This is a genomic window from Thermoanaerobaculia bacterium, assembly GCA_035260525.1.
Taxonomy (GTDB): domain Bacteria; phylum Acidobacteriota; class Thermoanaerobaculia; order UBA5066; family DATFVB01; genus DATFVB01.
Window position 1 is genome coordinate 1 of the sequence record DATFVB010000161.1, and the last position, 24,647, is coordinate 24,647.

At 71.4% G+C, this 24,647-nt stretch carries 22 protein-coding genes; 9 read left to right on the forward strand and 13 right to left on the reverse strand.

Translation table 11 applies throughout. The annotated features are described in order from the left end of the window. The 8 genes from VKH46_07730 to ffh form a co-directional block, all read right to left on the reverse strand. The coding region (locus VKH46_07730) for a tetratricopeptide repeat protein (protein HKB70718.1) at positions 1–1,930 on the reverse strand (1,930 nt) is incomplete at its 3' end. Beyond that, the gene (locus tag VKH46_07735) at positions 1,930–2,625 is read right to left on the reverse strand and encodes a ribonuclease HII (GenBank protein ID HKB70719.1); all 696 of its coding nucleotides are present in this window, start codon (positions 2,623–2,625) and stop codon (positions 1,930–1,932) included. The genes VKH46_07730 and VKH46_07735, both read right to left, overlap by 1 nt. Further along, entirely contained in the window at positions 2,603–2,953 is a 351-nt protein-coding gene (rplS, locus tag VKH46_07740; GenBank protein ID HKB70720.1) for a 50S ribosomal protein L19, read from the reverse strand. The genes VKH46_07735 and rplS overlap by 23 nt, the downstream gene beginning before the upstream one ends. 101 nt (positions 2,954–3,054) lie before the next feature. Beyond that, positions 3,055–3,747, reverse strand: a complete 693-nt coding sequence (gene trmD, locus VKH46_07745; GenBank protein HKB70721.1) for a tRNA (guanosine(37)-N1)-methyltransferase TrmD — start codon at positions 3,745–3,747, stop codon at positions 3,055–3,057. A gap of 7 nt (positions 3,748–3,754) precedes the next feature. Next, positions 3,755–4,285, reverse strand: coding sequence for a ribosome maturation factor RimM (rimM, locus tag VKH46_07750; protein HKB70722.1), 531 nt, complete (start codon positions 4,283–4,285; stop codon positions 3,755–3,757). Continuing rightward, positions 4,260–4,490: a KH domain-containing protein gene (locus VKH46_07755; protein HKB70723.1), complete on the reverse strand. Its 231-nt coding sequence runs from the start codon at positions 4,488–4,490 to the stop codon at positions 4,260–4,262. Before VKH46_07755 ends, rimM begins: the two co-directional genes overlap by 26 nt. After that, positions 4,487–4,729 (reverse strand): 30S ribosomal protein S16, encoded by a 243-nt coding sequence (rpsP, locus tag VKH46_07760; GenBank protein HKB70724.1) that lies wholly within the window; start codon positions 4,727–4,729, stop codon positions 4,487–4,489. The genes VKH46_07755 and rpsP overlap by 4 nt, the downstream gene beginning before the upstream one ends. Before the next feature lie 34 nt (positions 4,730–4,763). After that, entirely contained in the window at positions 4,764–6,113 is a 1,350-nt protein-coding gene (ffh, locus tag VKH46_07765; protein ID HKB70725.1) for a signal recognition particle protein, read from the reverse strand. 208 nt (positions 6,114–6,321) lie between these two features. Here ffh and VKH46_07770 point away from each other — a divergent pair, with 208 nt between their 5' ends. The 3 genes from VKH46_07770 to VKH46_07780 all read left to right on the forward strand — a co-directional run bounded on the left by VKH46_07770 (position 6,322) and on the right by VKH46_07780 (position 8,162). Then, positions 6,322–6,591 (forward strand): hypothetical protein, encoded by a 270-nt coding sequence (locus VKH46_07770; GenBank protein HKB70726.1) that lies wholly within the window; start codon positions 6,322–6,324, stop codon positions 6,589–6,591. Between the two features lie 99 nt (positions 6,592–6,690). Beyond that, positions 6,691–7,758: a GGDEF domain-containing protein gene (locus tag VKH46_07775; protein HKB70727.1), complete on the forward strand. Its 1,068-nt coding sequence runs from the start codon at positions 6,691–6,693 to the stop codon at positions 7,756–7,758. Beyond that, positions 7,755–8,162 (forward strand): thioredoxin fold domain-containing protein, encoded by a 408-nt coding sequence (locus tag VKH46_07780; GenBank protein ID HKB70728.1) that lies wholly within the window; start codon positions 7,755–7,757, stop codon positions 8,160–8,162. Before VKH46_07775 ends, VKH46_07780 begins: the two co-directional genes overlap by 4 nt. Positions 8,163–8,467: 305 nt before the next feature. Here the strand turns inward: VKH46_07780 and VKH46_07785 are convergent, their stop codons facing one another. From VKH46_07785 to VKH46_07795, 3 genes are read right to left on the reverse strand one after another with little or no spacing between them, the layout of a single operon-like run. Further along, positions 8,468–9,517 carry a glycosyltransferase family 4 protein gene (locus tag VKH46_07785; protein ID HKB70729.1) on the reverse strand — a complete coding sequence of 350 codons (1,050 nt, stop codon included), beginning with the start codon at positions 9,515–9,517 and terminating at the stop codon, positions 8,468–8,470. After that, positions 9,514–10,593: a methyltransferase domain-containing protein gene (locus VKH46_07790; GenBank protein HKB70730.1), complete on the reverse strand. Its 1,080-nt coding sequence runs from the start codon at positions 10,591–10,593 to the stop codon at positions 9,514–9,516. Before VKH46_07790 ends, VKH46_07785 begins: the two co-directional genes overlap by 4 nt. Before the next feature lie 49 nt (positions 10,594–10,642). Continuing rightward, on the reverse strand, positions 10,643–11,719 hold the full coding sequence (locus VKH46_07795) for an AI-2E family transporter (GenBank protein ID HKB70731.1): 1,077 nt from the start codon (positions 11,717–11,719) through the stop codon (positions 10,643–10,645). A gap of 29 nt (positions 11,720–11,748) precedes the next feature. Here VKH46_07795 and queG point away from each other — a divergent pair, with 29 nt between their 5' ends. The 4 genes from queG to VKH46_07815 are packed head-to-tail and all read left to right on the forward strand — an operon-like array spanning position 11,749 to position 15,498. Next, on the forward strand, positions 11,749–12,804 hold the full coding sequence (gene queG / locus VKH46_07800; GenBank protein ID HKB70732.1) for a tRNA epoxyqueuosine(34) reductase QueG: 1,056 nt from the start codon (positions 11,749–11,751) through the stop codon (positions 12,802–12,804). A gap of 4 nt (positions 12,805–12,808) precedes the next feature. After that, on the forward strand, positions 12,809–13,219 hold the full coding sequence (locus VKH46_07805; GenBank protein ID HKB70733.1) for a (deoxy)nucleoside triphosphate pyrophosphohydrolase: 411 nt from the start codon (positions 12,809–12,811) through the stop codon (positions 13,217–13,219). After that, positions 13,216–14,493, forward strand: coding sequence for a hemolysin family protein (locus VKH46_07810; protein HKB70734.1), 1,278 nt, complete (start codon positions 13,216–13,218; stop codon positions 14,491–14,493). The genes VKH46_07805 and VKH46_07810 overlap by 4 nt, the downstream gene beginning before the upstream one ends. Continuing rightward, positions 14,494–15,498, forward strand: coding sequence for an isocitrate/isopropylmalate family dehydrogenase (locus VKH46_07815; GenBank protein HKB70735.1), 1,005 nt, complete (start codon positions 14,494–14,496; stop codon positions 15,496–15,498). A 4-nt stretch (positions 15,499–15,502) separates the two neighbouring features. Here the strand turns inward: VKH46_07815 and VKH46_07820 are convergent, their stop codons facing one another. Together VKH46_07820 and ettA are read right to left on the reverse strand one after the other, a co-directional pair. After that, entirely contained in the window at positions 15,503–16,372 is an 870-nt protein-coding gene (locus VKH46_07820) for a homocysteine S-methyltransferase family protein (GenBank protein HKB70736.1), read from the reverse strand. Between the two features lie 215 nt (positions 16,373–16,587). Beyond that, entirely contained in the window at positions 16,588–18,270 is a 1,683-nt protein-coding gene (gene ettA / locus VKH46_07825; protein ID HKB70737.1) for an energy-dependent translational throttle protein EttA, read from the reverse strand. Positions 18,271–18,347: 77 nt separating this feature from the next. Here ettA and VKH46_07830 point away from each other — a divergent pair, with 77 nt between their 5' ends. Next, entirely contained in the window at positions 18,348–21,416 is a 3,069-nt protein-coding gene (locus VKH46_07830; protein ID HKB70738.1) for a PD-(D/E)XK nuclease family protein, read from the forward strand. After that, positions 21,413–24,643, forward strand: coding sequence for a UvrD-helicase domain-containing protein (locus VKH46_07835; protein HKB70739.1), 3,231 nt, complete (start codon positions 21,413–21,415; stop codon positions 24,641–24,643). The genes VKH46_07830 and VKH46_07835 overlap by 4 nt, the downstream gene beginning before the upstream one ends. Positions 24,644–24,647 lie beyond the last annotated feature (4 nt).

Genomic DNA, 24,647 nt, shown 5'->3' on the forward strand with positions numbered 1-24,647 from the left:
CGGAGAAGAGGGACATCTCGTCGAAGGCGGGCGGCGCCGGAGCCGGCTCCGGCTGCGCCTGCTGGAATTTCGCCATCTCGTCGTCGAGTGCGCGGCCGAGGCCGGCGTCGAACGCGAACTCCATGTCGACGGGCGTGGCCGCCCGCGGGGCGGGCGGCGGCTCCGGGCCGGCGGGCGGCGCGGCCGCGGGAGCCGGCGCGGCGGGGGCGAGATCGTCGAGCTCGATCGCCGCCGCGGCGGCCGGCGCGCGGGTCGCCGGAGCCTCCGCGGGCGCCTCCGGCGCGGAAGGCGACGGACGGGCCGGGACATACCGCGCGCGCGCGGCCTCCGCTTCGAGCTCCTGACCGGACTCGCGGAGCGCTTCGATCAGCGCGGCGGCCTCGGCCGCGAGCGCCGGCGACTTGAGCTCGCCGAGGAGCTCGACGAATCGGCGCCGCGCCGCGAGCTCGCGCGGCCGGCGGCGGAGCATGCCACGGTACTTCTCGGCCGCCTTCTCGACGAGGCCGTACTTGGCGAAGACCTCCGCTTCCGTGACGGAGTCCTTCCACTCCGACTCCTCGGCGCGCATCCGCCTCACCGCCGTGTTCTCGACGGGCGGGGACGGCACGGCCAGGGGCGGTGCGGGAGGAGGCGCCGCGGGGACGGCCGGAGTCGGCGACGGCTCGGCGACCTCCGCCGGATCGGGAGGCGCCGGCGCGGGAGCCGGCGAGGGCGCGTCGTACAGGAGCGATTCGTCGAACTCGACGACGAGCTCCCGCGGCTCCTCCGCCGCGGGCTCGGGCGCCGCGGCCGCGCTCCCGGCGCGGCTCCGCGCCTCGGCGCTCTCCGGCTCGACGTCGAGGATCTTCCGATACCAGCCGGCGGCCTCGGCGCGGTCTCCGGCGTCCCACGCGCGGCGCGCCAGGCCGAAGAGCGTCTCGACGATCTTCGGACGGTCGCCGCCGATCTGGTAGAGCTCGAGGAGCTTCAGCTGCACGGCCGGGAAGGGAGGTGTCGCGAGCGGCAGCAGCATGCCGATCGCCTTCCTCACCGCGCCCTCCCGAATCGCGCGGTCGACGAGCGGGCGGAGCGCCTCGAACGCCCCTTCGAAGTCGTGCTGGCCGGCGAGGAGCTTCGCGACGAATTGCCGCGCCGGCTCGTGGCCGTGGTCGAACGCGATCGCCGCCTCCGCCGCCTGGCGCGCTTCCTCGAGATTACGCGCCGCGGCGAGCGCCTCGGCGAGCAGCATCATCGTGTCGGCGTCTCGAGGCTGCGAGCGCAGGAGGAGCACGGCGGCCTCCGCGTTGCCCCCGTCCAGCATCGAGCGGACGAGGTCGTTCAAGACCTTCCGGTCGCCGGGCCGGATCTTCAGCGCCTTCTGGTAGACGGCGACCGCCTCGTCGATCGCTCCGCGCTTGACGAGCATCGAGCCGATCAGGGCGTACTGCATCAGCGCCTGCTCCGGCTCTCCCGCCGTGGTCAGGAGGTCCGCGAGGCGGACGGGGATCTTGATGTCGTTGGGGTCGACGGCCGCCATCTTGCGGTAGACGGCGATCGCGTCCCGGAGCTGGTTCTGCTTGAGATGATGGTCGGCGAGGATCTGGTACTGCGCTCGCGCCTCGGGAACGAGCCCCTGTTTGTGGTACAGGTCCGCGAGGTAGTCGTAGATCTCGAGCTTCGACGGATCGATCTTGTTGATCTTCTTGTAGATCGCGATCGACTTCAGGAAGAAGCCGTCGCGCGCGTAATGCTCGGCGATCCGGGTGAAGTGCGGCAGCGAATCCATCGGCCGGTTGAGAAGCACGTAGATGTCGCCCACCTTGTTCAGGACGAGGATGTCGTTGGAGTTCTCCTCGAGGAGCCGCAGGTACTCCTTGAGCGCCGCGTCGTACTTCCCCTTGGCGAGGAGCTTTTCGGCGGTCGCGAGGGCGACGTCGCGGCGCGCCGCCATCAGACGATCTCCCCGTCCGGAATCACGCCGTGGAACGACAGGCGATGCTCGGGACAGGGGCCGATCCGCGCGAGGATCTCGCGGTGCTCCGCCACCGCGTATCCCTTGTGGCGCTCGAACGCGTACGCCGGATAGCGGCGCGCGAGCTCGTCCATGAGCCCGTCGCGGTGAACCTTGGCGAGGATCGAAGCGGCCGCGATCGAGATCGACAGGGCGTCGCCGTGGACGATCGGGATCTGCCGGCCGCGCCAACCCGGCACGAGGAAAGCGTCGGTCAAGACGACCTCGGGCGCCGGCTCGAGCGCCGAGAGCGCTTGCTTCATCGCCTCGAGCGACGAGAGCCGGATGTCGGTCTCGTCGATCTCGCGGACCGACACGACGGCGACCGCGCTCGCGACCGCTCGGCGGCGCACGACGTCGGCGACGGCCTCACGCTCGCCGGCTTCGAGTTTCTTCGAGTCGTCGATCCCCGGCCAGGAGAATCCCGGCGGGAGGATCACCGCCGCCGCGACGACCGGGCCGGCGAGGCAGCCGCGCCCCACCTCATCGGTTCCGGCGATCAGGCGGTAACCCCGCCGGAAGAGCTGGTTTTCCGGAGCGGAGAGGGAGGAGAGCCGTCCCAGCTCCCACAGCAGCGCCGCCGTCCACTTGTCGCGGGCGGCCCGGCGAGCATCAATCCGTGCGCTTTTCCTCAATGCGAGCAGCCTTGCCCTTCAGCTCCCTCAGGTAGTACAGCTTCGCGCGGCGAACGTCGCCGCGGCGATCCACGTCCACGCGCTCGATCATGGGAGAGTGAAGGGGGAAGACGCGCTCGACGCCGACTCCGCCCGAAATCTTTCGCACCGTGAACGTCTCTCGCGATCCGCCGCCCCGGCGAGCGATCACGACGCCCGCGAAGACCTGGATTCGTTCCTTCTCCCCTTCCCGGACCTTGACGTGGACCCGGACGGAATCGCCCGGCGCGAAGACGGGGCGGTCGGAACGAAGGGAAAACTTCTCTGCTTCGCGCAGAACGTCTGTCATGATGCGCTCCTTAACGTAAATCGCTGACTTTACGAGAGAACCGCTCCCGGAAAGTCCTACGGCGGCGGATTATAGCTCAGGGGGTCGGAAAACCGAAAGGATCAATCGGGGCGCGGCAGGAGATCGGGCCGGCGCTCCCGGGTCCGCCGCTCCGACTGCTCGCGCCGCCAGGCGTCGATCTTCTCGTGATGCCCGGAAAGCAGCACTTCCGGGACGGCGAGCCCGCGCCAGACCGCGGGCCGCGTGTAGTGCGGGTGGTCGAGGAGCGAGCGGTAGAAGGAGTCGTTCTCGACCGACGCGGCTTCCTTGACGAAGCCCGGCGCGAGCCGCGCGGACGCTTCGATGACCGCCAGCGCCGCGACCTCTCCCCCCGACAGGACGAAGTCGCCGAGCGAGATCTCGCCGTCGTAGAGTCCCGCTTCGGCCACCCGGTGGTCGATCCCTTCATACCGGCCGCAAACGAGCGTGCACCTCGCCAGCGCGGCGATCTCCGCCGCCAGGGCGTGGTCGAATCGCCGTCCGTCGGGCGTCAGGCAGAACGTCGAGGCGCGAGGGAGACCCGGGAGGTCGCGCACCGCCTCGATCGCCGCCGCGACCACCGGCGCCATCATCACCATGCCGGCGCCGCCGCCGTACGGCTCGTCGTCGACCTTCCGGTGAGAATCCGTCGCCCAGCTCCGGATGTCGTGCACGACGACCTCGAGGATTCCCTTCTCCCGCGCCTTGCCGAGCAGGCTCTCCGAGAGCGGCGACGCGAAATACCGCGGGAAGATCGTCAGGACGTCGAAGCGCATCGGCGTCTCAGAGCTCGAAGAGCCCCTCCGGCGGATCGAGCACGATCTCTCGGCGTTCCCGGGACACCTCGCGGACGATCGGCCGCACGAAGGGGACGAGATGTTGCGCGCCCCCGCGGACGACGCGCAGGAAACACGTCGGCCCGTGCCTCTCGAACGCCTCGGCGCGGCCGAGCGGGGCCCCGGTCGGGTCGACGCAGGAGAACGTCGCGACCTCGTCGTCGAAGAGGAAGTCCTCGGCGGGCCGCTCGAGCACCGAGCGGTCGACCGTCAGGTCGAGGCCGGCGAGCTCTTCGACGTCCTCGAGGCGTTGCCGGCCGGCGAACTTCACGAGCAGGTGCGTGCCGTGCGGGCGGATCGACGCGACCTCGAGCCGGATCGCGCGCCCGCCGCCGACGGCGGAAAGAACCGCTCCCGGCCGGATCTCGCCGGGAAAGTCGCCGACCGGGCGAACGGCGATCTCGCCGCGCAGGCCGTGCGGTCGCTTGAGCTCCCCGACGCGGCGGCGCGAATCAGCCGCGGATCCGGACGAGGACACGCTGGTTGCGCTTTCGTCCCGCGGCGGAGGCGAAGGCGCGCAGCGCGCGCGCCGTCCGGCCCTCCCGGCCGATCACGCGGCCCAGGTCCTCGGGCGAGAGCGTGACGTCGAGCGTGACCGCTCCCCCCTCTTCGCTCTCCGTCACCGACACGTCCTCGGGACGCGTCACGAGCGCGCGGGCGACCGTCTCGACGAGATCCTTCACGAGGCGGCTTCCGTCCGGGCGAGGAGCGAGCGGATCGTCGCCGAAGGCTGCGCCCCCTTCGCGATCCAGGCGCGCGCGCGCTCGCGGTCGAATTTGACGGCGGGCGGATTGGCGACCGCGTCGTAGAACCCGAGCTCTTCCACGATCTCGGAACCGGGTGTGCGCCGGCTCCCGGACACGACGATCCGGTAGTAGGGACGGTTGCGCGTTCCGGTGCGCCGGAGGCGGATCTTCAGCATCGAAGGACTCCTTCTTTCTTCTCGGCCGCCCCGCTCACTGGCCGGGCAGCGACAGGTTCTTCAAGTCCCGGGGACGCAGGCCGCGGCCCAGGCTCTTCATCGACTTCATCATCTTCTTCATCTGGGCGTGCTGCTTCAGCAGCCGGTTCACGTCCTCGACTTTCGTGCCCGACCCTTTCGCGATGCGCTTGCGGCGGCTGCCGTTGACGATCTGCGGATAGCGCCGCTCGTCCGCCGTCATCGAGTCGATGATCGCGCCGATCCGGCTGAGCGCCTTCGGGTCCATGTCGGCCGCGCTCGGCATCTGACGGAACGGCCCGATCTTCGGGAGGAAGTCGAGCACCTGGGACAGCGGGCCCATCTTCTTCAACGACTGGAGCTGGTCGCGAAGATCCTCGAGCGTGAACTCCCCCGCCCCGGCCTTCTTCGCGATCCGCGCCGCGTCTTCCGCGTCGATCGACTGCTCGACCTTCTCGATCAACGACAGCATGTCGCCCATGCCGAGGATCCGGGACGCCATCCGGTCCGGGTGGAAGGGCTCGAGGTCCTCGATCTTCTCGCCCGTGCCGACGAACTTGATCGGCCTTCCGATCGTCGAGACGATCGAGAGCGCCGCGCCGCCGCGCGTGTCGCCGTCGGTCTTCGTGAAGATCACGCCGGTGACGTCGAGGCGCGCGTGGAACGCCGACGCCGACCGGACCGCGTCCTGGCCGGTCATCGCGTCGGCGACGAAGAGGGTCTCCTGGGGGGCGATCGCCTCCTTCAGACGCGCGACCTGATCCATCAGCTCCTCGTCGACGTGCAGCCGGCCCGCCGTGTCGTAGATGACGGCATCGCGTCCGGTCAGGCGCGCCTCCTCGGCACCGGCGCGCGCGACGTCGACCGGGTCGCCGTGGCCGGCGGGGTCGAACACCGGGACGCCGATCTTCCGGCCGAGCGTGGCGAGCTGGGCGATCGCCGCCGGGCGGGCGAGATCGCACGGGACGAGGAGCGGATGGCGGCCGCGCGTTTCCTTGAGCAGCCGCGCGAGCTTCGCCGCCGTCGTCGTCTTGCCGGACCCCTGGAGGCCCACGAGGACGATCGAGAGCGGACGCGACCGCACGTCGAGGTCCGCCCGGGCGCCTCCCAGGAGCGCGACCAGCTCGTCGCGGACGATGCGGGTCACCTCCTGCGCCGGCGAGAGCGCGGTCGTGACTTTTTCCCCCAGCGCCTGCTCTTTCACCTTGGCGAGGAAGGACTTCACGACGGGCAGGGAGACATCGGCCTCGAGGAGAGACAGGCGGATTTCGCGCAAAGCGGTCTCCAGATGGAACTCCGACAGAGTTCCCTCGCCCTTGAGCTCCTTGAAGACCCGCTGCAGCCGGTCGCCGAGACCCTCGAACACGTGCCCCCCTCGGGCGCATCCACGCCCGAAAACGCGAAAACGACAACAATAGACCGGAAGCCCCGTTTTCGCAAACTCGCCCGGAATTGCCTTCGAAATGGTTGACAGTACGGGTCGATCGTGTATGATCCTTCGGTCCTGGCGTTGAGAGAGGGTCACGGCGAATTTCGAATTTCGAATTCGACCTTTTAGAGAAGGAGATCGACCGATGAAGAAGTCCCTTGCCCTGGTCCTGATGGCCGCGATGGCGTCGGCTACCCTGTTCCTCGGTGGTTGCAAGAAGGCGGAGGAGTCCTCCACGACCGAGACCACCACGTCCACGACGGCGAGCGAGCAGCCCCAGGTCGTCGAAGAGACGGGCACCACCGGCACCACCTCGACGGAGACGACGACCACCACCTCGACGGAGACGCCGGCCGCCACGACGGGCACGACGACGACCTCCACCGAGTCGACGGCGACGACCTCCACGAAGTAAGCCGGAACGGTTCGAATCGACGGGGCGCGGCGCGCCCCGTTTTTTTTTGCCCGCGCGCCGGCGCGCCGCCGCCGGAGAACCGGGTTACCATTTTTCCGCTTGGCCCCCAACGTTCTCTCGGCGGCCGACCTCCTGCTCGCGCTGACCGGCGTCGGGCTCGCGATCGAGCTCGCGCGCGTGCGGCGCCGCGAGCGCCGCTCCGCGGAGATGCATCGCGAGCTCCAGAACGCAGCGCACGCCTTCGCGGAGTCGTTCGAGCCCGCCGCGATCGCGGCGCACGGCCACGAGGCGGCGAGCCGGCTGGCGACGCTGCGGCGCTTCGAGCTCTTCCTCTTCGACGAGAACGACCGCGTGCGCGAGGTCTGGCGCTCCGGCGAGAGCGACGCGTCGCCGGTCCGCGAGGAGCGGCATCCGCGCCTCCAGGCGGCGATCACGCCGGAGCAGCTCGAGCCGCTCACGGCGACCGAGACCTCGCGCTCCTTCGCGCCGATCGATTTGCAGGACCCGCGCCGCTCACGGACGCGGTTCCATCTTCCGCTCTTCTCCGGGAGCCGCGCCGTCGGCTACTGGGAGCTCGAGTTCGCATCTCCACTCTCGCGAACCGAGCTCGAGCGTCTGCGGGCGATCTACCGCTCGCTGACCGACGCGGTCTACGCCGAGCGCAATTTCCGGCTCGCCGCGCGGGACGCGCTCTCGAATCTGTTCGTCCGCCGCTACTTCGACGGGCGCCTCGAGGCGGAGATCGCGCGCTCGGCCCGCTACGGCCACCCGCTCGCCGTCGCCGTCTTCGACCTCGATCACTTCAAAGCGATCAACGACGCCCACGGGCACGCGGCGGGCGACGAAGTCATTCGCGCGTTCGGCCGGCGTCTCCAGTCGACGCTGCGGGAGCAGGACCTCTCCGCGCGCCGCGGCGGCGAGGAGTTCGCGGCGTACTTCCCCGAGACGGACGCGGCGGCGGCGCTCGCCGTGTGCGAGCGCGTCCGCCGGCAGGTCGCCGGCCGGCCGCTCGCCTGGGAATCCGTCGAGATCCCGCTGACCGTCTCGGTCGGCGTCGCGGCGTGCCGCGCGGGTGACACGGCGGAAAGCCTTCTCGCCCGCGCCGACGCGGCGCTCTACGCGGCCAAGGAAGGCGGACGCAACCGTGCTATCGTCGCAGGCCCGTGAAACGGACCTTCACGCTCACCGTGGCGGCCGCGCTCCTCGCCCTCGCCGCCGGTCTTTCCCCCGCGATGACGGGCTCTCCTCTCGATCTCGCGCGGCGCGAAGCGGCGCCGAGGCACGCCCTCGTCGTGGTCGATTTCTACACCGACTGGTGCGCCTGGTGCCGGGTTCTCGACCACGAGGTCTACCCCGATCCCGCCGTGCGCCGCCAGCTCGACCGCGCGGTCTTCCTGCGCCTCGACGCCGAGCGCGAGGGCGCCGACGCCGCGCGGCGCTATCGCGTCGACGGCTTCCCGACGATCGTGTTCATCGATCCCGAAGGGAGGGAGATCGGACGGATCCGCGGGTTCTACCCGGCCCCGCAGTTCGCCGAGCGCGCGCGCCTGATCCTCGACTCCTGGCGCTGATTCCGGAGGAATCGCCTCGCTCTTCGAGGAGCGGATCGAAGACTTCCACCCGTCGCAGCGCACCCGGGACCGCTTCGGAAAGAGCCGGCGCCCGCATTCGGCATTCGCTCATTCGGATGGCGAATGGGTGACGGGTTTCGAGCTTGGGATCTCGTCTCTCCTCCCCCGCCGGCGGCCGGGCGCCCGAGGGGCGCCGGCGAGCTCGGCCAGCCGCCGTGCCACCTCCGCGACGAGCGGCGTCTGCTCTCGCGCTCCGCAGTCGCCGAGCGCCTTCCCCGCGTCCCGGGCGGCCTGCTCGAAGAGGTTCACAGGCCGGCTCCGGCGAGGAGCCTGGCGATCACGTCGTCCCAGGAGATCTTCTCGACCTTCGCGCGCCCGGCCCGCGCCATCGCGGCGAGCTCCGCCGTGCGGGACCAGAGCGCGCGGAGGGCGGCGCCGAGCGCGGCGGGGTCGGGCTCGGTGACGATTCCGGTTCGACCGTCGTGCACGAACTCGAGCGGCCCTCCGGCGTCGCGGACCGTCAGCACGGCTTTTCCCGACAGGTACGCCTCCAGCGGAACGTATCCGTAGTCCTCGTCGGCGGCCGTGACGATCACGACGCGAGCCCGGGCGAAGAGCGCGAGGAGCTCCTCTTCGGAGGGCCGGCCGACGAGCTCGCAACGGCCGGCGACGCCGATCGACCGGGAGTATTGCGCGAGCGCGTCCCGTTCCGGCCCCTCGCCGACGACCTTCAGACTCGCCTCCGGAGCGCTCGCGAGCGCGCCGATGGCCAGTCCGGGCCGCTTCCACCGTTCGAGGCGGCCGACCCAGAGCGCGTAATCGCCGGGACCATCGTCGCGGTATCGTCCCGCGAGCGGCGGCGGGTGGTACAGCGGCTCGCTCTCGATCCCGCTGTACCGCGCGAGGCGCTCGGCGACGTTCTTCGAGTTGGCGAACACGCGGCGCGACTCCGAGAGTCCCCGGACGTCCATCCGATGGATCATCCGCCGGATCTCGAGATCCTCCTCGTGCGTCTCGAAGTCGCTGTACGCCGTCGCGAACTGGTCGTAGACGGGACGATGCTGGTGGATCACCCAGGCGACCTTCCGCGGATGCCGCGCGACGAAGCTCGGGAAGCGGGTCGTGATCAGGGCGTCCACGTCGTTGCCGGCGAACCGCGTGAACTCCCCGAGCCGCCACGCCAGCGCGCTCTTGACGAGGTCCGCGTGGGTGCGGTCGAACAGGGGCATCGTGACGAGCTCCGCGTCGACGCCGTGCGCGCAGAGCTCCTCCGTCAACCGCTCGACGTGCCGCTCCGCGCCTCCCGTGAGGAACGGCGTGTGCACCGCGGCAACGACGACCCGCGGCCGGCTCACGCCCGCGGGCGCTCGGCGAAGAGCGCGTAGTCCTGGAAGCCGAAGAGCCAGCGGTTGAGCTTCCGCTCGTTCTCCCCGGTTTCTTCGAGCGCCTCCTCCGGCGGGACCGGAGCGAGGAATCGGACCTCCTTCTCGGCGAAACCGGCGTCGCGGGCCAGCAGCGAGAGGGTCGCCGCGGGCGCCGGCCAGCGGTGCGTGGGGTCGAGCCGGTACGCGCGCATCGCGTAGAGCGAATCGGGGTTGATCGTCTCGAGGAGCAGCCGCCCGCCGGGGACGAGCGCGTCGAACGCGAGTCCCAGGAACTCTCTCGCGGCGCCGGGGTCGAGGTGCTCGACGAACTGGAGAGCGGCCACGCCCCCGAGGCTCCCCCGCGATCCGCGAAGGCGCTCGAACGCGTCTCCCGCCTCGACCGGCAGTCCGCTCCGTTGCGCGATCGTCACGGCGACGCGGTTCGCGTCGACCCCGCGCGCGGAGATTCCGGACGCGGAAAGCAGCGCGACGAACTCCCCGCGCCCGCACCCGCAGTCCAGGACGGGACCGGGAGCCGCGCGGAAGAAGTCGACGTAGCCCTGCTGCCGGTCCCGGATCGCGTCCTCGCTCCCGCGGAACTCCTCCTCGAACCGGGCATAGAGACCCTCCGGGATCGGCGGCGCGCCCGGACCGACCGCCGGCGCGGACGGCACGGCCGCCGAGGGAGGCCGCTCCCACGCCGCCATGCGCGCCTGCAGCACGTCGTTCTGGCGCGCGAGGCGGCGCTCGGCCTCCGCGAGCTCGCTCCGGAGCGTCTCGACCGTGCGTTCGAGGGCGCGCGCGCCCTCGAGGAGCTTCGCGTTGAAGGTTCCCTGGGAGCGCGTCGCGATGCGGAGCACCCGCAGGACGGCGCGCTTCACGAACCCGAGCCCGGCGCCGGGCGCGACGGACGGGACGAAATAGCGCTCCGCTCCGGCCCATGCGCGCAGCGCGGGCGAATCGGCCGGACCGTCGTCGTCAGCGTGCGGCGCCGCCTCGCGCACGCCGCGGCGGATCTCCTGGGCCAGCCGCTCGACGGAAAGCCGCTCCTCGTCTTCGCGTGTCATGGGGTCGTCCGATGATACGCGACGGTTCGCGCGCGCTTCAACGGAGCGGTCACGCGCCCCGCGACCGAGCGTCCTCCGGCGGGGGAACGGGCGCCGTGGCCGTGTCCCACACCGCGATCCCGAGCGCCACGACGATCGGGCCGAGGAAGAGGCCGAGGAAGCCGAACGCCGCGAGACCGCCCATCACCCCGAAGAACACCGGAAGCGTGTTCATCTCTGACCGTCCCGAGATGATCATCGGCTTCAACCAGTTGTCGGCGAGCCCGACGATCAGCAATCCCCACGCGAGGATCCCGATCCCCCGGCCCCAGTGTCCCTGCACCAGGAGGATGATCCCGGCCGGCGCCCAGACGATCGCCGTCCCTCCGACGGGGAGCAGCGACAGGAACGCCATGATCGCGCCGAAGACGACCGGGGACGGGAGCCCGAGGACGGCGAAGCCGACGCCGCCGAGCGCCCCCTGGACGAGCGCGGTCAGGAGCGTTCCGACGAGGATCGCGTGCAGGACCGAATCGAGATGCGCGACGAGCGCCGCCGTCTTCTCGCGCTCCGTCGGGATGGCGGCGATCACGCGGCGCCACATCTCCTCGCCGTCCCGGAAGAAGAAGAACAGCGTGAACGCCATGATGAAGAAGGACGCGACGACGCCCAGGAAGCCGATCGCGAGGCTCGATGCGACCGCCGCCGTGCGCGTGGCCATGGTCTTCATCCCCGTCTCGAGCCAGACCTGAACGTCCGCGGTCGTGACGGGGAAATAGCCGGACACCTTTTCGATGACGCGCCGGAAGACGGGGATCCGGAACACGTCCTCCGCGGAGCTCATCCGGTGGGTCTTCACGTAGTCGGAGACGAGCGCGTAGAGATGCGTGCCCTGCTTGAGGAGCGCGGCGGTGAGCAGGGCACCCGGGATCACGACAAGGAGGATCGTGAGCACCGTCGCGGTGAGCGCCGCGACGTCGGGCCGGCGGAGCCGCCGCCGGAGCCGCCGGTACGCGGGCATGAACAGGATCGCGAGCACCGCGGCCCACGCGATCGGACCGATGAAAGGGGCGAAGATCCGCCAGAGGAGGTACGCGAGCAGCGCGCCCGCCGCGATCGAGAACGCGAGCGAGCGGGCGCGCGGCATGCGCCCGGATGATAGCATCGGCCGACGTGATGACGGCCTCGCTGGAGCCTCCGCCGAGCGTCGCCGCGCCCGACGGCGCGCAAGATCGGCGGCGGCTCCGGGCGATCTTCGCTCGCGCCGCCCGCGCCGAGGGATTCCTCCGGATCGGCGTCGCCGCCGCGGGTCCCGCCCCGCATGCCGCGGAGCTCGCCCGCTGGCTCGACGCCGGGTTTCACGCGTCGATGGGTTACCTCGAGCGGTCGCGCGCCCTCCGCGCCGATGCCCGCTCCCTGCTGCCCGGCGCCCGCTCGGTCGTCGTCCTGAGCCACGCGTACCCGTCCCCGGATCCGGCCGCGGCCGACGGCTCGCGCACCGCGCGGTACGCCCTCGGCGAGGACTATCACCGGAGCCTGCGCCGCAAGTGCGAGCGGGTCGTCGAGGCGGTGCGCGCCGCGGGAGTGGATCTCTCCGCCCGGATCGGCGTCGATTCCGCGCCGATCGCCGAGCGCGACTTCGCCGCCGCCGCGGGGATCGGATGGGTCGGCAAGAACGGGATGATCCTGAACCGGGAAGACGGCAGCTGGTTCCTCCTGTGCGAGATCGTGACGGACCTCGACCTTCCGCTCGACTCGCCGGAAGCCGAGCGCTGCGGCTCGTGCACGCGCTGCCTCGACGCGTGCCCGACCGGCGCGTTCCCGCGGCCCGGCGTCGTCGACGCGGCGCGCTGCCTCTCCTACTGGACGATCGAGCAGCGCGGGACGATTCCCGACGAGATCGTGCGGAAGATGAACGGATGGGTCTTCGGCTGCGACGTCTGCCAGGAGGTCTGCCCCTACAACGCCGCCGTCGACACGGGCGTGCTCGAGCGCCGCCCCGCGACCCTGACGGAGCTCGTCGCGGCCCGCGCCGCGGAATGGAAACGCCGCTTCGGCGACACGCCGCTCGCGCGCGCGGGGGCCGCGGGCATGCGGCGCAACGCGGCGGCCGCCGCGGCCGGACGGGGCCTGCGCTCCCTGCTGCCGGCGCTCGAACCGCTCGCGCGCGGGCCGCATCCGGTCGTCGCCGAGCAGGCCCGCCGAGCGATCCGCGCCCTCGAGAGCGCGTGATCCGATGGCCGCCTCCGCGCCGCCGCTCCCGCTCGTGCTGGTCGTCGCCGCGGTCGTCGTGCGCGGCGACCGGGTCCTCCTCTCGCGGCGGCCGCCCGGAAAGCACCTCGCGGGGCTGTGGGAGTTCCCCGGGGGCAAGGTCGAGGAGGGAGAGACGCCCGAGGAGGCCCTCGTCCGCGAGGTCCGCGAGGAGGTCGGCGTCGAGATCCGCCGGCTGCGGCCGTACGCGTTCGTGCACCACGCCTACCCGGAGAAGCGGATCCTGATGCTCGCCTATCGCTGCGAGGCGGCCGGCGAGCCCGGCGACGCCGAGCTCGAATGGCGCTGGCAGCCGCTCGCGGAGCTCGACGCCGCGTCGATGCCGCCGGCGGACGCCCCGATCGTGCTCTCGCTGCGGGAAGAGGCGGCGGCATGACGGGGTCTCTGCTGCTCTTCTTCGCGCTGTTCTTCTTCTTCCTGCTCCTCTCGGCGTTCTTCGCCGCGTCCGAGACCGCGCTCGTGGCCCTGGGCCGCATCGACCTGCAGCACATGCGGGAACGGAAGGTCCGCGGCGCGGCGACGGTCGATCGGCTCAAGAAGCACCCCGCCCGGCTCCTTTCCGCCGCCCTGATCGGCCAGAACCTCGCGACATCGGCCGCGTCGGCGGTCGCGACCGTCTCCGCCGAGAACCTCTTCGGGGAGAAAGTCGGCATCGCCGCCGCCGTCGTCGTCTCGACGATCCTCCTCTTCTCGCTGGGCGAGATGATGCCCAAGTCCCTCGCCGCCGCCTCGCCGGCGCGCGTGTCCCTCCTCGTCGCGCGTCCCTTCGAGATTTTCACCCGGATCGTGAGTCCCGTCGCCAAGGTCGTGATCTTCGTCGTCAACCGGGTCCTCGCGCTCTTCGGCATCCCGCAGACGCGGCCCGCGATGACCGAGGAGGAGATGAAGGCGGTGATCAACATCGGGCACGCCGAAGGACTCCTCGAAAAGGAGGAGCGCGAGAGGATGGTGCGCGTGCTCGAGTTCGGCGACCGCCGCGTGTCGGAGGTGATGGTGCCCCGGCCCCGCATCGTCGCGATCCCGGAGACCGCGTCCTATGCGGAGACGCACGATCTCTTCTCGCAGCACATGTTCTCCCGCATTCCCGTCTACCGCGACTCCCTCGACAACGTCGTCGGAATCCTGAAGGCGAAGGACCTCTTCGACCTGACCCCCGACCAAATCGCGTCGTTCACTCCCGCGCGGTACGCGTCGCCGCCGTTCCTCGTTCCCGAATTCAAGAGCCTCGACGCGCTGTTTCGCGAGATGCGGCGGCGCAAGCAGCACATGGCGATCGCGATCGACGAGTACGGCGGCACGGCCGGCCTCGTGACGATCGAGGATGCGATCGAGGCGCTCCTCGGCTCGATCCAGGACGAGTACGACGAGGAGGCGCCCGGGTTCACGAAACTGGACGAGCGAACCTACATCCTCGACGGCAGCTTCCGGCTCGCCGACCTCGAGAGCCGCTTCGGCCTGCAGTACCCGAACGCGATCGACGAGACCGTCGCCGGCCTCCTGCTCCAGCGCTTCGGCCGGGTTCCCGGGAAGGGGGATCGGCTGCGCGGCCGGCAGGCGGAGTACGTCGTGCTCGAGGCCTCCCCCTCGGCGATCAAGCGCGTCAAGATGATCCTCCCGCGGAATTCCGGGGCCCCGGCTACAATGCCCTAGATGACGGAACCGCCCCGGGTCGCCACGCTCCTCCGCGGAGACGGAGTCGGTCCCGAAGTCACCGACGCGGTGCTGTCGATCTTCGAGAAGGCCGGCGCACGGGTCGTCTTCGAGGAGGTGAGCGCGGGGCTCGAATCGCAGCGCGCGCAGGGAGATCCTCTCCCTCCCGAGGTCCTCGACTCGATCCGCAAGAACGGGACCGCGCTGAAAGGGCCGCTGACGACCCCCGTCGGCGGCGGCTTCAAGTCCGTCAACGTGCGCCTCCGCCAGAACCTCGACCTCTACGCCAACCTCCGCCCGGTCTCGAACTTCGCGAACGTCCCGACGCGGTTCACCGGCGTCGACCTGGTCATCGTCCGGGAGAACACCGAGGACCTCTACGCCGGGCTCGAGCACGTCGTCGTCCCCGGCGTCGTCGAGTCGCTGAAGATCATCACGGAGAAGGCGTCGACGCGCATCGCGCGCTTCGCCTTCGAGTACGCCCTGAAGCACGGCCGCCGCCGGGTGACGGTCGTCCACAAGGCGAACATCATGAAGCTCTCCGACGGCCTCTTCCTCGAATGCTTTCGCCGCGTCGCCGCCGAATACACGGAGATCCGGGCCGACGAGAGGATCGTCGACGCGCTCTGCATGGACCTCGTGCTCAGGCCCGAGACCTACGACGTGCTGCTCCTCGAGAACCTCTACGGCGACATCGTCTCCGACCTCGCCGCGGGGCTCGTCGGGGGGCTCGGCGTCGTCGGGAGCGCGAATCTCGGCCTCGACTACGCCGTCTTCGAGGCCGTGCACGGGTCGGCCCCGGACATCGCCGGGAAGGACCTTGCCAATCCGACCGCGCTCCTCGTCTCCGCGATCATGATGCTCGACCACTTCGACCAGCAGGAAGCCGCCGGGCGGATCCGGCGCGCCCTCGAAGGAACGTACGCCGCCGGGATCCGGACGAAGGACCTCGGCGGCGCGGCCGGGACGAAGTCCTTCACCAGGGCGATTCTGGACAGGCTGTAGCGGTTCAGCCGCGGCGCGCGTCGATCATTGCCCGCAGGGCGGCCGTGTGCGACGGCGTCGTCCCGCAGCAGCCGCCGACGATCCGGGCGCCGAGGTCGAGCCATTCCCCGGCACCATTCGCGTAATGCGCGGGCGAATCTCCGTCCGAAAGGATGTTCGCGTAGGCGCCGAACGAGCGGCCGGCCGCCGTTTCCGCCAGACGGGCGACGTCGGCGCCGATCCGGCCGCTCGACACGCAGTTGACGCACACGGCCGCCGCGCCCGCGTCCCACAACGCGTCCGCGGTCCCGGCCAGGTCCTCTCCCGAGAGCAGGCGGCCTTCGCCGTCGGTCGTGACGCAAGCCGCGAACGGAAGAGGCGTCCTCGCGGCGGCCCGCGCCGCCGCGAGGACTTCCCGGCGCGTGCCGAACGTCTCGAGGAGCAGGAGGTCGACCCCGGCCGACGCCAGCGCTCCCGCGAGCTCGGCGTGCGCCTCTTCGAGCGCTCTCACGTCTTCGGGCACGAGGTCGGGCCGGTAGCAGTCGAAGAGCGGGGCGACGGAGCCCGCGACGAGCACCGGCCCCTTGGCGGACCCGGCCGCTTCCCGCGCCAGGCGCACGGCCCGGCGCGTCAGCTCTTCGGCGCGGTCGGCGTTTCCGCTCTCGTCGAGGGCGGTCCGGGTGGTCCGGAACGTGTTCGCGGTGAGGAGGCCCGCGCCCGCCTCGACGTTCTCGCGGTGGATCTCGGCGACGAGCTCCGGCGCCTCCACGAGCGCCCGCGCGGACCAGAGCGGCACGTCGAGCTCCAGCCCCCGCCGCTCGAGCTCGCTCCCCATCGCCGAGTCGAGGAGGAGCGGCGGCCCGGATCGGAGTCGGGAGAGGAACGTGTCCGCCATCTTTCGATTATGCCGCGTCGTGTGGTCTAGCAATTCCCTTTGCCCACGGGACTTCTCGAAAGGTTCGCCGACGAGGCGCGGCGAGACGTGCTGGAAGACGGGTCCGGCGAGACCGGCCGGCGGTGAAGGCGTACAAAAACGTACGTCGAGCCGCCGGCGGGCTCGCCGGATCCCGTATAACGGCGCGTATCGTCCGCGCCTGCCGCTCACCCGCGCTACGCGCGGGTGAGCTTCTTGTACTTGATGCGATGCGGCCGATCCGCCTCGGCGCCCAGCCGGCGCTTCCGGTCCGCCTCGTAGTCGGCGAAGTTCCCCTCGAACCACGTCGTCTGCGAATCGCCCTCGAACGCGAGGATGTGCGTGGCGACGCGGTCGAGGAACCACCGGTCGTGCGAGATGATCACCGCGCAGCCGCCGAAGCCGAGGACGGCCTCTTCCAGAGCGCGGAGCGTCTCGACGTCGAGGTCGTTGGTCGGCTCGTCGAGGAGAAGGAGGTTCCCGCCCTTCTTCAGCGTCCGCGCCAGATGCAGGCGGTTCATCTCGCCGCCCGAGAGGTCGGCGACCTTCTTCTGCTGGTCCGCGCCCTTGAAGTTGAACATCGCGCAGTAGGCGCGCGACGGGATCGTGCGCTTCCCGAGCGCGACGAGGTCCTGCCCCTGAGAGAGCTCGTCGTGGACGGTCTTCCCGGCGTCCGGTCGCTCGCGGTTCTGGTCGACGTAAGAAGCGACGACCGTGTCGCCGACCGTGAGCTTTCCGGCGTCGGGCTTCTCCTCCCCCATGATCATGCGGAAGAGCGTCGTCTTCCCGGCGCCGTTGGGACCGATGACCCCGACGATCCCGCCGCGCGGGAGGTCGAAGTTCAGGTCGTCCATCAGCACGCGGTCGCCGTAGCTCTTGCGCACGTGTTCGGCGCGCACGACGACGTCGCCCAGGCGCGGCCCGGGCGGGATATAGATCTCCTGCGTCTCGTTCCGGGCGTCGGGTCCCTGCTCGTTCAAGAGCGATTCGTACTTCTCGAGCCGCGCCTTGCTCTTGGCATGCCGCGCCCTCGGCGACATTCGCACCCACTCGAGCTCCCGCTGGAGCGCCCGGCGCTTGGCCGATTCCTGCTTCTCCTCGGTCGCCAGGCGCGCCTCCTTCTGCTCGAGCCAGGAGGAGTAGTTTCCCTTCCACGGAATTCCGGCCCCGCGGTCGAGCTCGAGGATCCACTGCGCGACGTTGTCGAGAAAGTAGCGGTCATGGGTCACCGCGACGACGGTGCCCGGAAACTCCGCCAGATGCCGCTCGAGCCACGCGACCGACTCGGCGTCGAGGTGGTTCGTCGGCTCGTCGAGAAGCAGCATGTCGGGCTTTTCGAGGAGCACCTTGCACAGCGCGACGCGGCGCTTCTCGCCGCCCGAGATCTTCGTCACGTCCGCGTCCGGAGGCGGGCAGCGAAGCGCGTCCATCGCGAGCTCGAGCGTCTTGTCGAGGTCCCAGCCGCCGGCGGCGTCGATCGCGTCCTGCACCTTCCCGTGCTCGGCCATGACCTTTTCCATCTCCGCGTCCGAGAGCGCGGACCCGAGCTTCTCGTTCAATTCGTCGAAGCGGGAGAGCAGCGCGCGAATCGGGGCCACGCCCATCTCGACGTTTCCGAGGACGTCTTTGGAAGGATCGAGCTTCGGGTCCTGCGGGAGATAGCCGATCCGCGTCCCCTCGGCCGGATACGCCTCGCCCTGGAACTCCGAGTCTTCGCCCGCCATGATGCGGAGCACCGTGGACTTTCCGGCGCCGTTCAAGCCGAGGACGCCGATCTTCGCGCCCGGATAGAAGGAGAGCCATACGCCGCGAAGGATCTCCTTGTGCGGCGGGACCACCTTCCGCAGGTTCTGCATCGTGAAGATGTACTGCTGGGCCAATCTCCCTCCCCGAAGAAACGGACATCGTACACGAAAGGAGGCGGCGGAAGGAGACGGCGCGATAGACTGACGGGATCTTGACGGGGTCATCGCGCGCGACGGGTCATCGCGTCTTCTTCGGGTCCTTCCCGGCTCTCGAACCGCGCCTCTTCGAGGAGATCGCCGGGCTCCAGGAGGGCGATCCTCTCCGCCCCGTCACGATCGTCGCGGCGTCGAACCTCCTCGGGGTGAATCTGCGGCGGCGCTACGTCGAGTGGCGCGAGGTTCGGGGTCTTTCCCCCGCCCACGGCGGGCTCTCCTTCTCGACGCTCGAGGCGTTCGCGGCGCAGGTCGCGGGGCCGGGCGATCCCCCGCTCCCGCCTTTCGGCGAATTCGCGCTGATCTCGTCCGCTCTCGCGCGCCTTCCGGAGTCGCGGGTCTTCGGCGACCTCGCGGGGAGGCCCGAGCTCGTCCCGTCGATCGAGGCGACCCTCCGCGATCTCGCGGACGCCGGCGTCGCCCCGAAGGCATTCCGCGCGTTCGTCCAGAAGGGAGCGCTCTCGGCCGAGCGCCGGCTCCTGCTGGGCGCCCTCGCGCGGCTCTACGAGGAGCTCGATCGGGGGAACGCGGGCCGGGAGACGAGGGCGACGACGTTCCGGCGCTCGGCGGCCTCGCGCGACGCCGCCGCGGAACCGCTCCTGCTCTATGGCTTCTACGATGCGACCGGCCTCCAGAAGGAGTTCCTCGCGGCGGCGGCGCGGCGGCGGCCCGTCGCGGCGTTCGTTCCCCGTCCGCCGGGACGGTACGGCGAGTTCGCGGATCCGTTTCTCCGATGGGCCGAGGAGCGGCTCCCGGCCCCCCTCGAGACCGTCGCCGCGCCCGACGATCCGCTCGACGACTTCGTCCGCCGCCTCGGCGGCGACCCCGACGCGCCCGTTCCTTCCGGGAACGCCGTGCGGCTCGTGTCCGCCGCGGGTGCGGCCGGAGAACGGACCGAGATCGCGCGCGAGATCCTGATGGCGGCCGAGGCCGGCGTTCCGCTGCACGCCATCGGCGTCGTCGTCCGCGAATCGAGCGCATGGTCCGGCGCGCTCTCGCGGGAGCTCGCGCGCGTGGGGATCCCGAATTTCGAGCTCTCGGCCGAGTCGGCCGCCTCATCCCCCCTCGGCCGCGCCGTCCGGATCTGGTGGGACCTCGAGGAGCGCGAATTTCCGCGCGAGGACGTCCTCGACCTCTTCGATCTCTTCCGAAGCGCCGGGGTCGTCGATTCCCCCGAGTCGGCGCGCGACCTCGCACGCCGCGCGGGCATCGTCCGCGGCGCCGCCGACTGGACCGAGCGGCTCCGCCGGCTCGCGGAAGCGCCCCGCTCCGAAACGGAAGGACGGGCGGCCCGATCGTTCGCGGCCGAGTGCAACCGGCTGGTCGCATCCGCGCGGGAGTGGCCGAGGGCGCCGCTCGAATGGACCGCATGGTCGGCCGAGATCGCGCGGCGTCTCGAAGCGCTCTTCGCTCCGGAGGCCGTCCCGGCGCCGCTGGTCTCCGCGGCGGAAGCGGTCGGCGCCCTCGGGCCGCTCGGAGGCGCCGTCGAGCGCGGTTCGGCGGCGCACGTTTTCTTCGGCGCCCTGGAGGAGCAGCGCCAGGCGTCCGGCCGGCTCGGCGTCGACGGCGTGTTCATCGGATCGGCGATGGCCGCACGCGGGCTGACCTTCGCGATGACGATCGTCGCCCACCTCGTCGAGCGGGAATTCCCCGCGCCGGGGCGCCCCGATCCCCTCCTTTTCGACGCCGAGCGCCGCGCGCTCGCCGCCGAGACGGGCCGGCCCGTGCCGCTCAAGGTGGAGGCCCGGGGCATGGAGGAGCGCGCGCTCTTCGGCATCGCGGCGGGATCCGCGAGGGAGATCCTCGTCCTGACCGCCTCGCGGCGCGACGAGGCGCTGACGCGCGACTGTCTTCCCTCACCCTTCTTCGCCGACGCCGAGCGCGCCGCTTCCCCGGGCGCCGGAGTTGCGACGCGGGCCGTGGAGATGGGCGTCCCCGTGACGTTCGGGCCGAGCGTCTCCGAGGCCGAGGCGTTCGACCGGGCGCTCGCGCGCTCGGGCGCCGCCACGGTCGCGTCGGTCTTCGCGCCGCTCGCGCGGGCGCTCGTCCGGCAGGACCTCGCCCACGCGCCCGTGTGGACGGCCTTCGAGGGCCGGCTCGGCCCCGCGGCCCGCGATGCGCTCGCGCGGCACCGGCCGAGCGCGCTCGATTCCCTGTCCGCATCGCGCGTCGCGTGGTTCGCGACCTGCCCCTACCGATACTTCCTCCGGAGCGTCCAGGGAATGCGGGAGTGGGACGAGGCCGACCGCGCCGCCGAGCTCGATCCGCTCTCGCTCGGCAACACGTTCCACGACGCCGCACGCCGGCTCGTCGCCGCCTCGCGCGACTGGCCGCCGCTCCCGGCCGAGGTCGTCGCGCTCGCCGCCCGCGTCTCCGAGGAGGCGCTCGCGCGGCACGAGGAGAAGAACGCGCCGGTCGTGCCCGCGCTCGTCCGCGAGCTCGCCCGGGACCGCATCGAGGCGCTCCTCCGGGCCTGGCTCGCGTTCGAGGCCGATCGCGGAAACTCGCTGCGTCCGGCCGCCGCGGAGCGCCCGCTCGGAGCGGGCGGCGAGCCCTTCGTGCTCGACGCGGGAGCTTTCCCGGTTCGCTTCGAGGGTTCGATCGACCGCGTCGACGAGGACCGCGGCGGGCGGCCCGCGCGCGTCGTCGACTACAAGGTGAAGATGGCGCCGGGGTTCGCGAAGGAGTTTCGCGGGGGCGGGCGCATCGTGGGCGGCGAAGCCGTTCAGCTCCCGGTTTATGCCCTCGCGGTGGGCGGCGAGGTCGCTTCCGAATACCTCGTCCTGCACGGCGGAAGCTCGGGACCCGCCGTCGAATCCGTTTCCTTCTCTCCGGAGGAAACGGAGGAGGCGATCGCCGCCCTCCGCTCCTTCCTCGCCGGAATGGAAGCGGCGGTCGCATCGGGGACCTTCGTTCCCCGAACCGCCGCCCGCCTCCGGAAGGATCCCTGCGGGGTGTGCGAGTGCGCCGACGTCTGCGGTCCCGGACACAAGGTCCGGTTCGCGGCCAAGGACGACGACCCCGATCCCGCGGTCCGCGCGCTTCTCGCGCTCCGGAGGCTGCCGTGAGCGGCCCGGCCGACCACGCGGCCCGCGCCCGCGCCGTCTCGGGGAGGGACCGGTCCCTCCTCGTCGAGGCGTCGGCCGGCACCGGCAAGACGCACGCGATCATCGAAGCGATCGTCGAGGTTTGCGTGCGGCGGACTCCCCGCCTTCCGCTCACACGCGTCGCCGCGGTGACGTTCACCGAAAAAGCGGCCGGCGAGCTGCAGGACCGGCTTCGCCGCCGGCTCGCGGAGATCGAAGCTTCGCCCGGGGAAACCGGCGCCGCCCGCGCCGCCGCGCGCTTGAGCCTCGAGGAAATCGATCGCGCTCAGGTCGGGACCATCCACGCCTTCTGCGCCTCTCTCCTCCGCGAGCGGCCGATCGAAGCCGGGCTGGTTCCGGCGTTTCGCATGCTCCTGCCGGAGGCCTCCGCCGCGCTCGCCCGCGCGGTCTGGGAAGAGTGGTGGCGGGCGGAGGTCGCGGAGCGTCCCGACGGGGCGCTCGGAACGGCGCTCCGCCGCGGATTGAAGCTCGTGGGCGGCGACGAGGAGACGACGATCGCGACCCTCGCCGCCGACCTCTACGACAAGCGCTCCCGGGTGCAGGACGCGCGGCTTCCCGCCGCCGACGCGGGCCGGATCGCGGCGCGGGCGCGCGAGTGGTTGCCGCGCGTCGACGCGCTCCTCGCGATCGCGCGCGATGCGGGCCACCGCGTGGCGGAAACGCTCGTCCGGGTGCGGGAATGGATCGAAGCCCTGCCCGCGGACTTCGAAGGCCTCGCCGCGGCCGGCGAGGCCGCGCCGAAGATCACCTTCGCCGGAACGCGGTCGGTCTCGGAAGTCGCCCAATGGCGCGACGACGCGTACGACCCGTTCGTCAAGCGCCTCGCCTCCGTCCGCGACGAGCCGATGCTCGTCGACCTGCTGCGCCGCCTGGCCCTGGAGCCGGGGGGCTTTCTCGACGCGGTCGCGCGCCGGAAGCGCCGCGAGAGCCTCCTCGATTTCGACGACCTCCTGCTGGCCGCCCGGCATCTCCTGCGGTGCTCCGGGGCCGCGCGAAGCCATTTCCGCGACCGATACGCCCTGATCGTCGTCGACGAGTTCCAGGACACCGATCCGATCCAGATGGAGATCGTCCTGCGGCTCGCCCACGCCGAAGGAGGCGGAGAGGCGTGGACGCGGCTCGCGCCGGAGCCGGGCCGGCTCCTCCTCGTGGGCGACCCGAAGCAGTCGATCTACCGATTCCGCCGGGCCGATCTCGAGACCTACACGCTCGTCCGCAACCTGATGGGCCGCGACCGGGAAACCTTCGTCGCGAATCGCCGAAGCGTCGCGCCGATCCTCGAATGGGTCAACGCCGTATTCGGCGAGGCGATGGCCCCGCCGGTCCGGCCGTTCGAGGCCTCCTATTCGCGCGTCGAGCCGTGGGGCGTCCGGCCCTCGCCGAAGGAGAAGCGGATCGTCTACCTCGACCCGCCTCCGGAATGGCGCGCGGACGAGGAGAAGTGGCGGGCCGCCGAAGCGCAGGCGATCGCCGCGTTTCTCGCCGGCGCGATCGGCGGGGGATCTCTTCCCGCCGGAGACGACGGGCGGCCGGCGCGGGCGGGCGACGTGGCCGTCCTCGTCCGCGCCAACGACGGTATCGGGCTCATCCAGGAGGCGATCACGGGCGCCGGGCTCGACGCGGTCGTCGACGGAGGCCTCGATTTCTTCCGGCGCGAAGAGCCCGCCGCGGCGCTCGCGGCGCTCCGCGCGATCGACAATCCCCATGACGCGATCGCCCTCTACGCGGCCCTGAAGTCCTTCCTCTTCGCGATTTCCGACGAGGAGCTGTTCCTCGCGCGCGAAGGCGGGGCCGCCTTCGATTACCGCCGGGCGGGTCTGTCCTCCGGAGCGCTGCGCGAGGCGCTCGACCTCTTCGCGCGCCTGCATCGAGCGCGCGACGAGCGGCCGGCGTCGGAGACGATCCTCGACCTCTTCGCCGCGACGGGCGCCCCCGTCAAGGCGCGGGCCCGGCCCGTGGGCGGGCTGCAGGCCGGCGCGAACCTCCACCAGCTGGTCAGCCTCGCGCGGGGGCTCGAGGGGGCCGCCTCGTCGTTCGGAGAGGTCGTGCGCGGGCTGCTCTCGATCGGCCGGGCGGATCTCTCCGAGCCGCGGGCCTTCGAGGAATCGCCGGACGCGGTCCGGATCCTGACCGTCCACAAGGCGAAAGGACTCGAGTTCCCGGTCGTCGTGCTCGCGGGCTTCGGAAGCACCGGTCACGCGGGGTCGGACGGCCTGCTCGTGCCCATGCGCGAGGGCGAGTGGGGCGCCTCGATCAAGCGCGGGAAGCAGACGCTCGCGAGCCCGGATTTCGACCTCCTCCAGACCGCGGACGAGGAACGCGAGAAGGCCGAGATCCGGAGGCTCCTCTACGTCGCGGCGACGCGCGCGCGGGACTGGTTCGTCCTGTCGCGCTGGAGAAACGTCACCGAATCGAAGAAGGGGGTCAACGACCCCTTCGACCGGACGTCGCTTCCGCTGCTCGGCCCGATCGCTCTCTCCGGACCGCTCGAGGGCCTCGTGGACCGGCGCGCGGCGTACCCGCCGCCGCGCCGCCGCGCGCCGCGCCGGCGGAAGGAGGATCCCGCTGCGGCCGAGCGGCTGCGGCGCGAGATCGAAGAAATCGCCGCGCGGCCGGACCGGCTCGCCCTCACCCGCTCGGCGCTCCTGCGGCGCGCCGGCGGGACGCACGCCGGATCGGAAGACCGCCCCGCGTACGAGAACCTCCCCGCCGACGAGCCGTCCGTCGCGGCCCGCGTCGGCTGCGCCGTGCACCGGGCGATGGAAATCGTCGTGCGGGGCGGGGAGGCGGGCGCCGCCGTCGCGAGCGCCGCCGCAGAATGGGAGCTCGGAGAGGGGCGCCGCCGCGAGATCCGGGAGATGGTCGAAACGCTCCTGCGGTCGGCACCGCTCTCGGCGCCCGCGCGGCGCATCGCCGAGTTCCCGATCCTCTTCCGCTCCCCGGACGACGGGGCGCTCGTCGAGGGGAAGATCGACCTGCTCGTCGAAAGAGCCGAAGGGTGGACGATCGTCGACTACAAGACGGATCGCATCGACGGCCTCCGCGGAAAGGACGCCCTCCGGGAGCACTTCGAAGCCTACCGGCCCCAGCTCCGGGAGTACGCGACCGCGCTTCGGCTGCTGGGGATTCCCGCCGCGCGCGCCTGCGTCGTCTCGGCGCGGAGCGGAGAGGTGATCGACCTGCTCTGAAGGG

Bases quoted from the DNA above. Each gene is read 5' to 3' on its own strand.
- rplS (HKB70720.1), bottom strand. From the start codon at position 2,953: ATGACAGACGTTCTGCGCGAAGCAGAGAAGTTTTCCCTTCGTTCCGAC.
- trmD (HKB70721.1), bottom strand. From the start codon at position 3,747: ATGCGCTTCGACGTCCTGACGATCTTCCCGCGGTATTTCGCGTCGCCG.
- rpsP (HKB70724.1), bottom strand. From the start codon at position 4,729: ATGCTGAAGATCCGCCTCCGGCGCACCGGAACGCGCAACCGTCCCTAC.
- VKH46_07770 (HKB70726.1), top strand. From the start codon at position 6,322: ATGAAGAAGTCCCTTGCCCTGGTCCTGATGGCCGCGATGGCGTCGGCT.
- VKH46_07790 (HKB70730.1), bottom strand. From the start codon at position 10,593: ATGACACGCGAAGACGAGGAGCGGCTTTCCGTCGAGCGGCTGGCCCAG.
- VKH46_07795 (HKB70731.1), bottom strand. From the start codon at position 11,719: ATGCCGCGCGCCCGCTCGCTCGCGTTCTCGATCGCGGCGGGCGCGCTG.
- queG (HKB70732.1), top strand. From the start codon at position 11,749: ATGACGGCCTCGCTGGAGCCTCCGCCGAGCGTCGCCGCGCCCGACGGC.
- VKH46_07805 (HKB70733.1), top strand. From the start codon at position 12,809: ATGGCCGCCTCCGCGCCGCCGCTCCCGCTCGTGCTGGTCGTCGCCGCG.
- VKH46_07810 (HKB70734.1), top strand. From the start codon at position 13,216: ATGACGGGGTCTCTGCTGCTCTTCTTCGCGCTGTTCTTCTTCTTCCTG.
- VKH46_07815 (HKB70735.1), top strand. From the start codon at position 14,494: ATGACGGAACCGCCCCGGGTCGCCACGCTCCTCCGCGGAGACGGAGTC.
- VKH46_07820 (HKB70736.1), bottom strand. From the start codon at position 16,372: ATGGCGGACACGTTCCTCTCCCGACTCCGATCCGGGCCGCCGCTCCTC.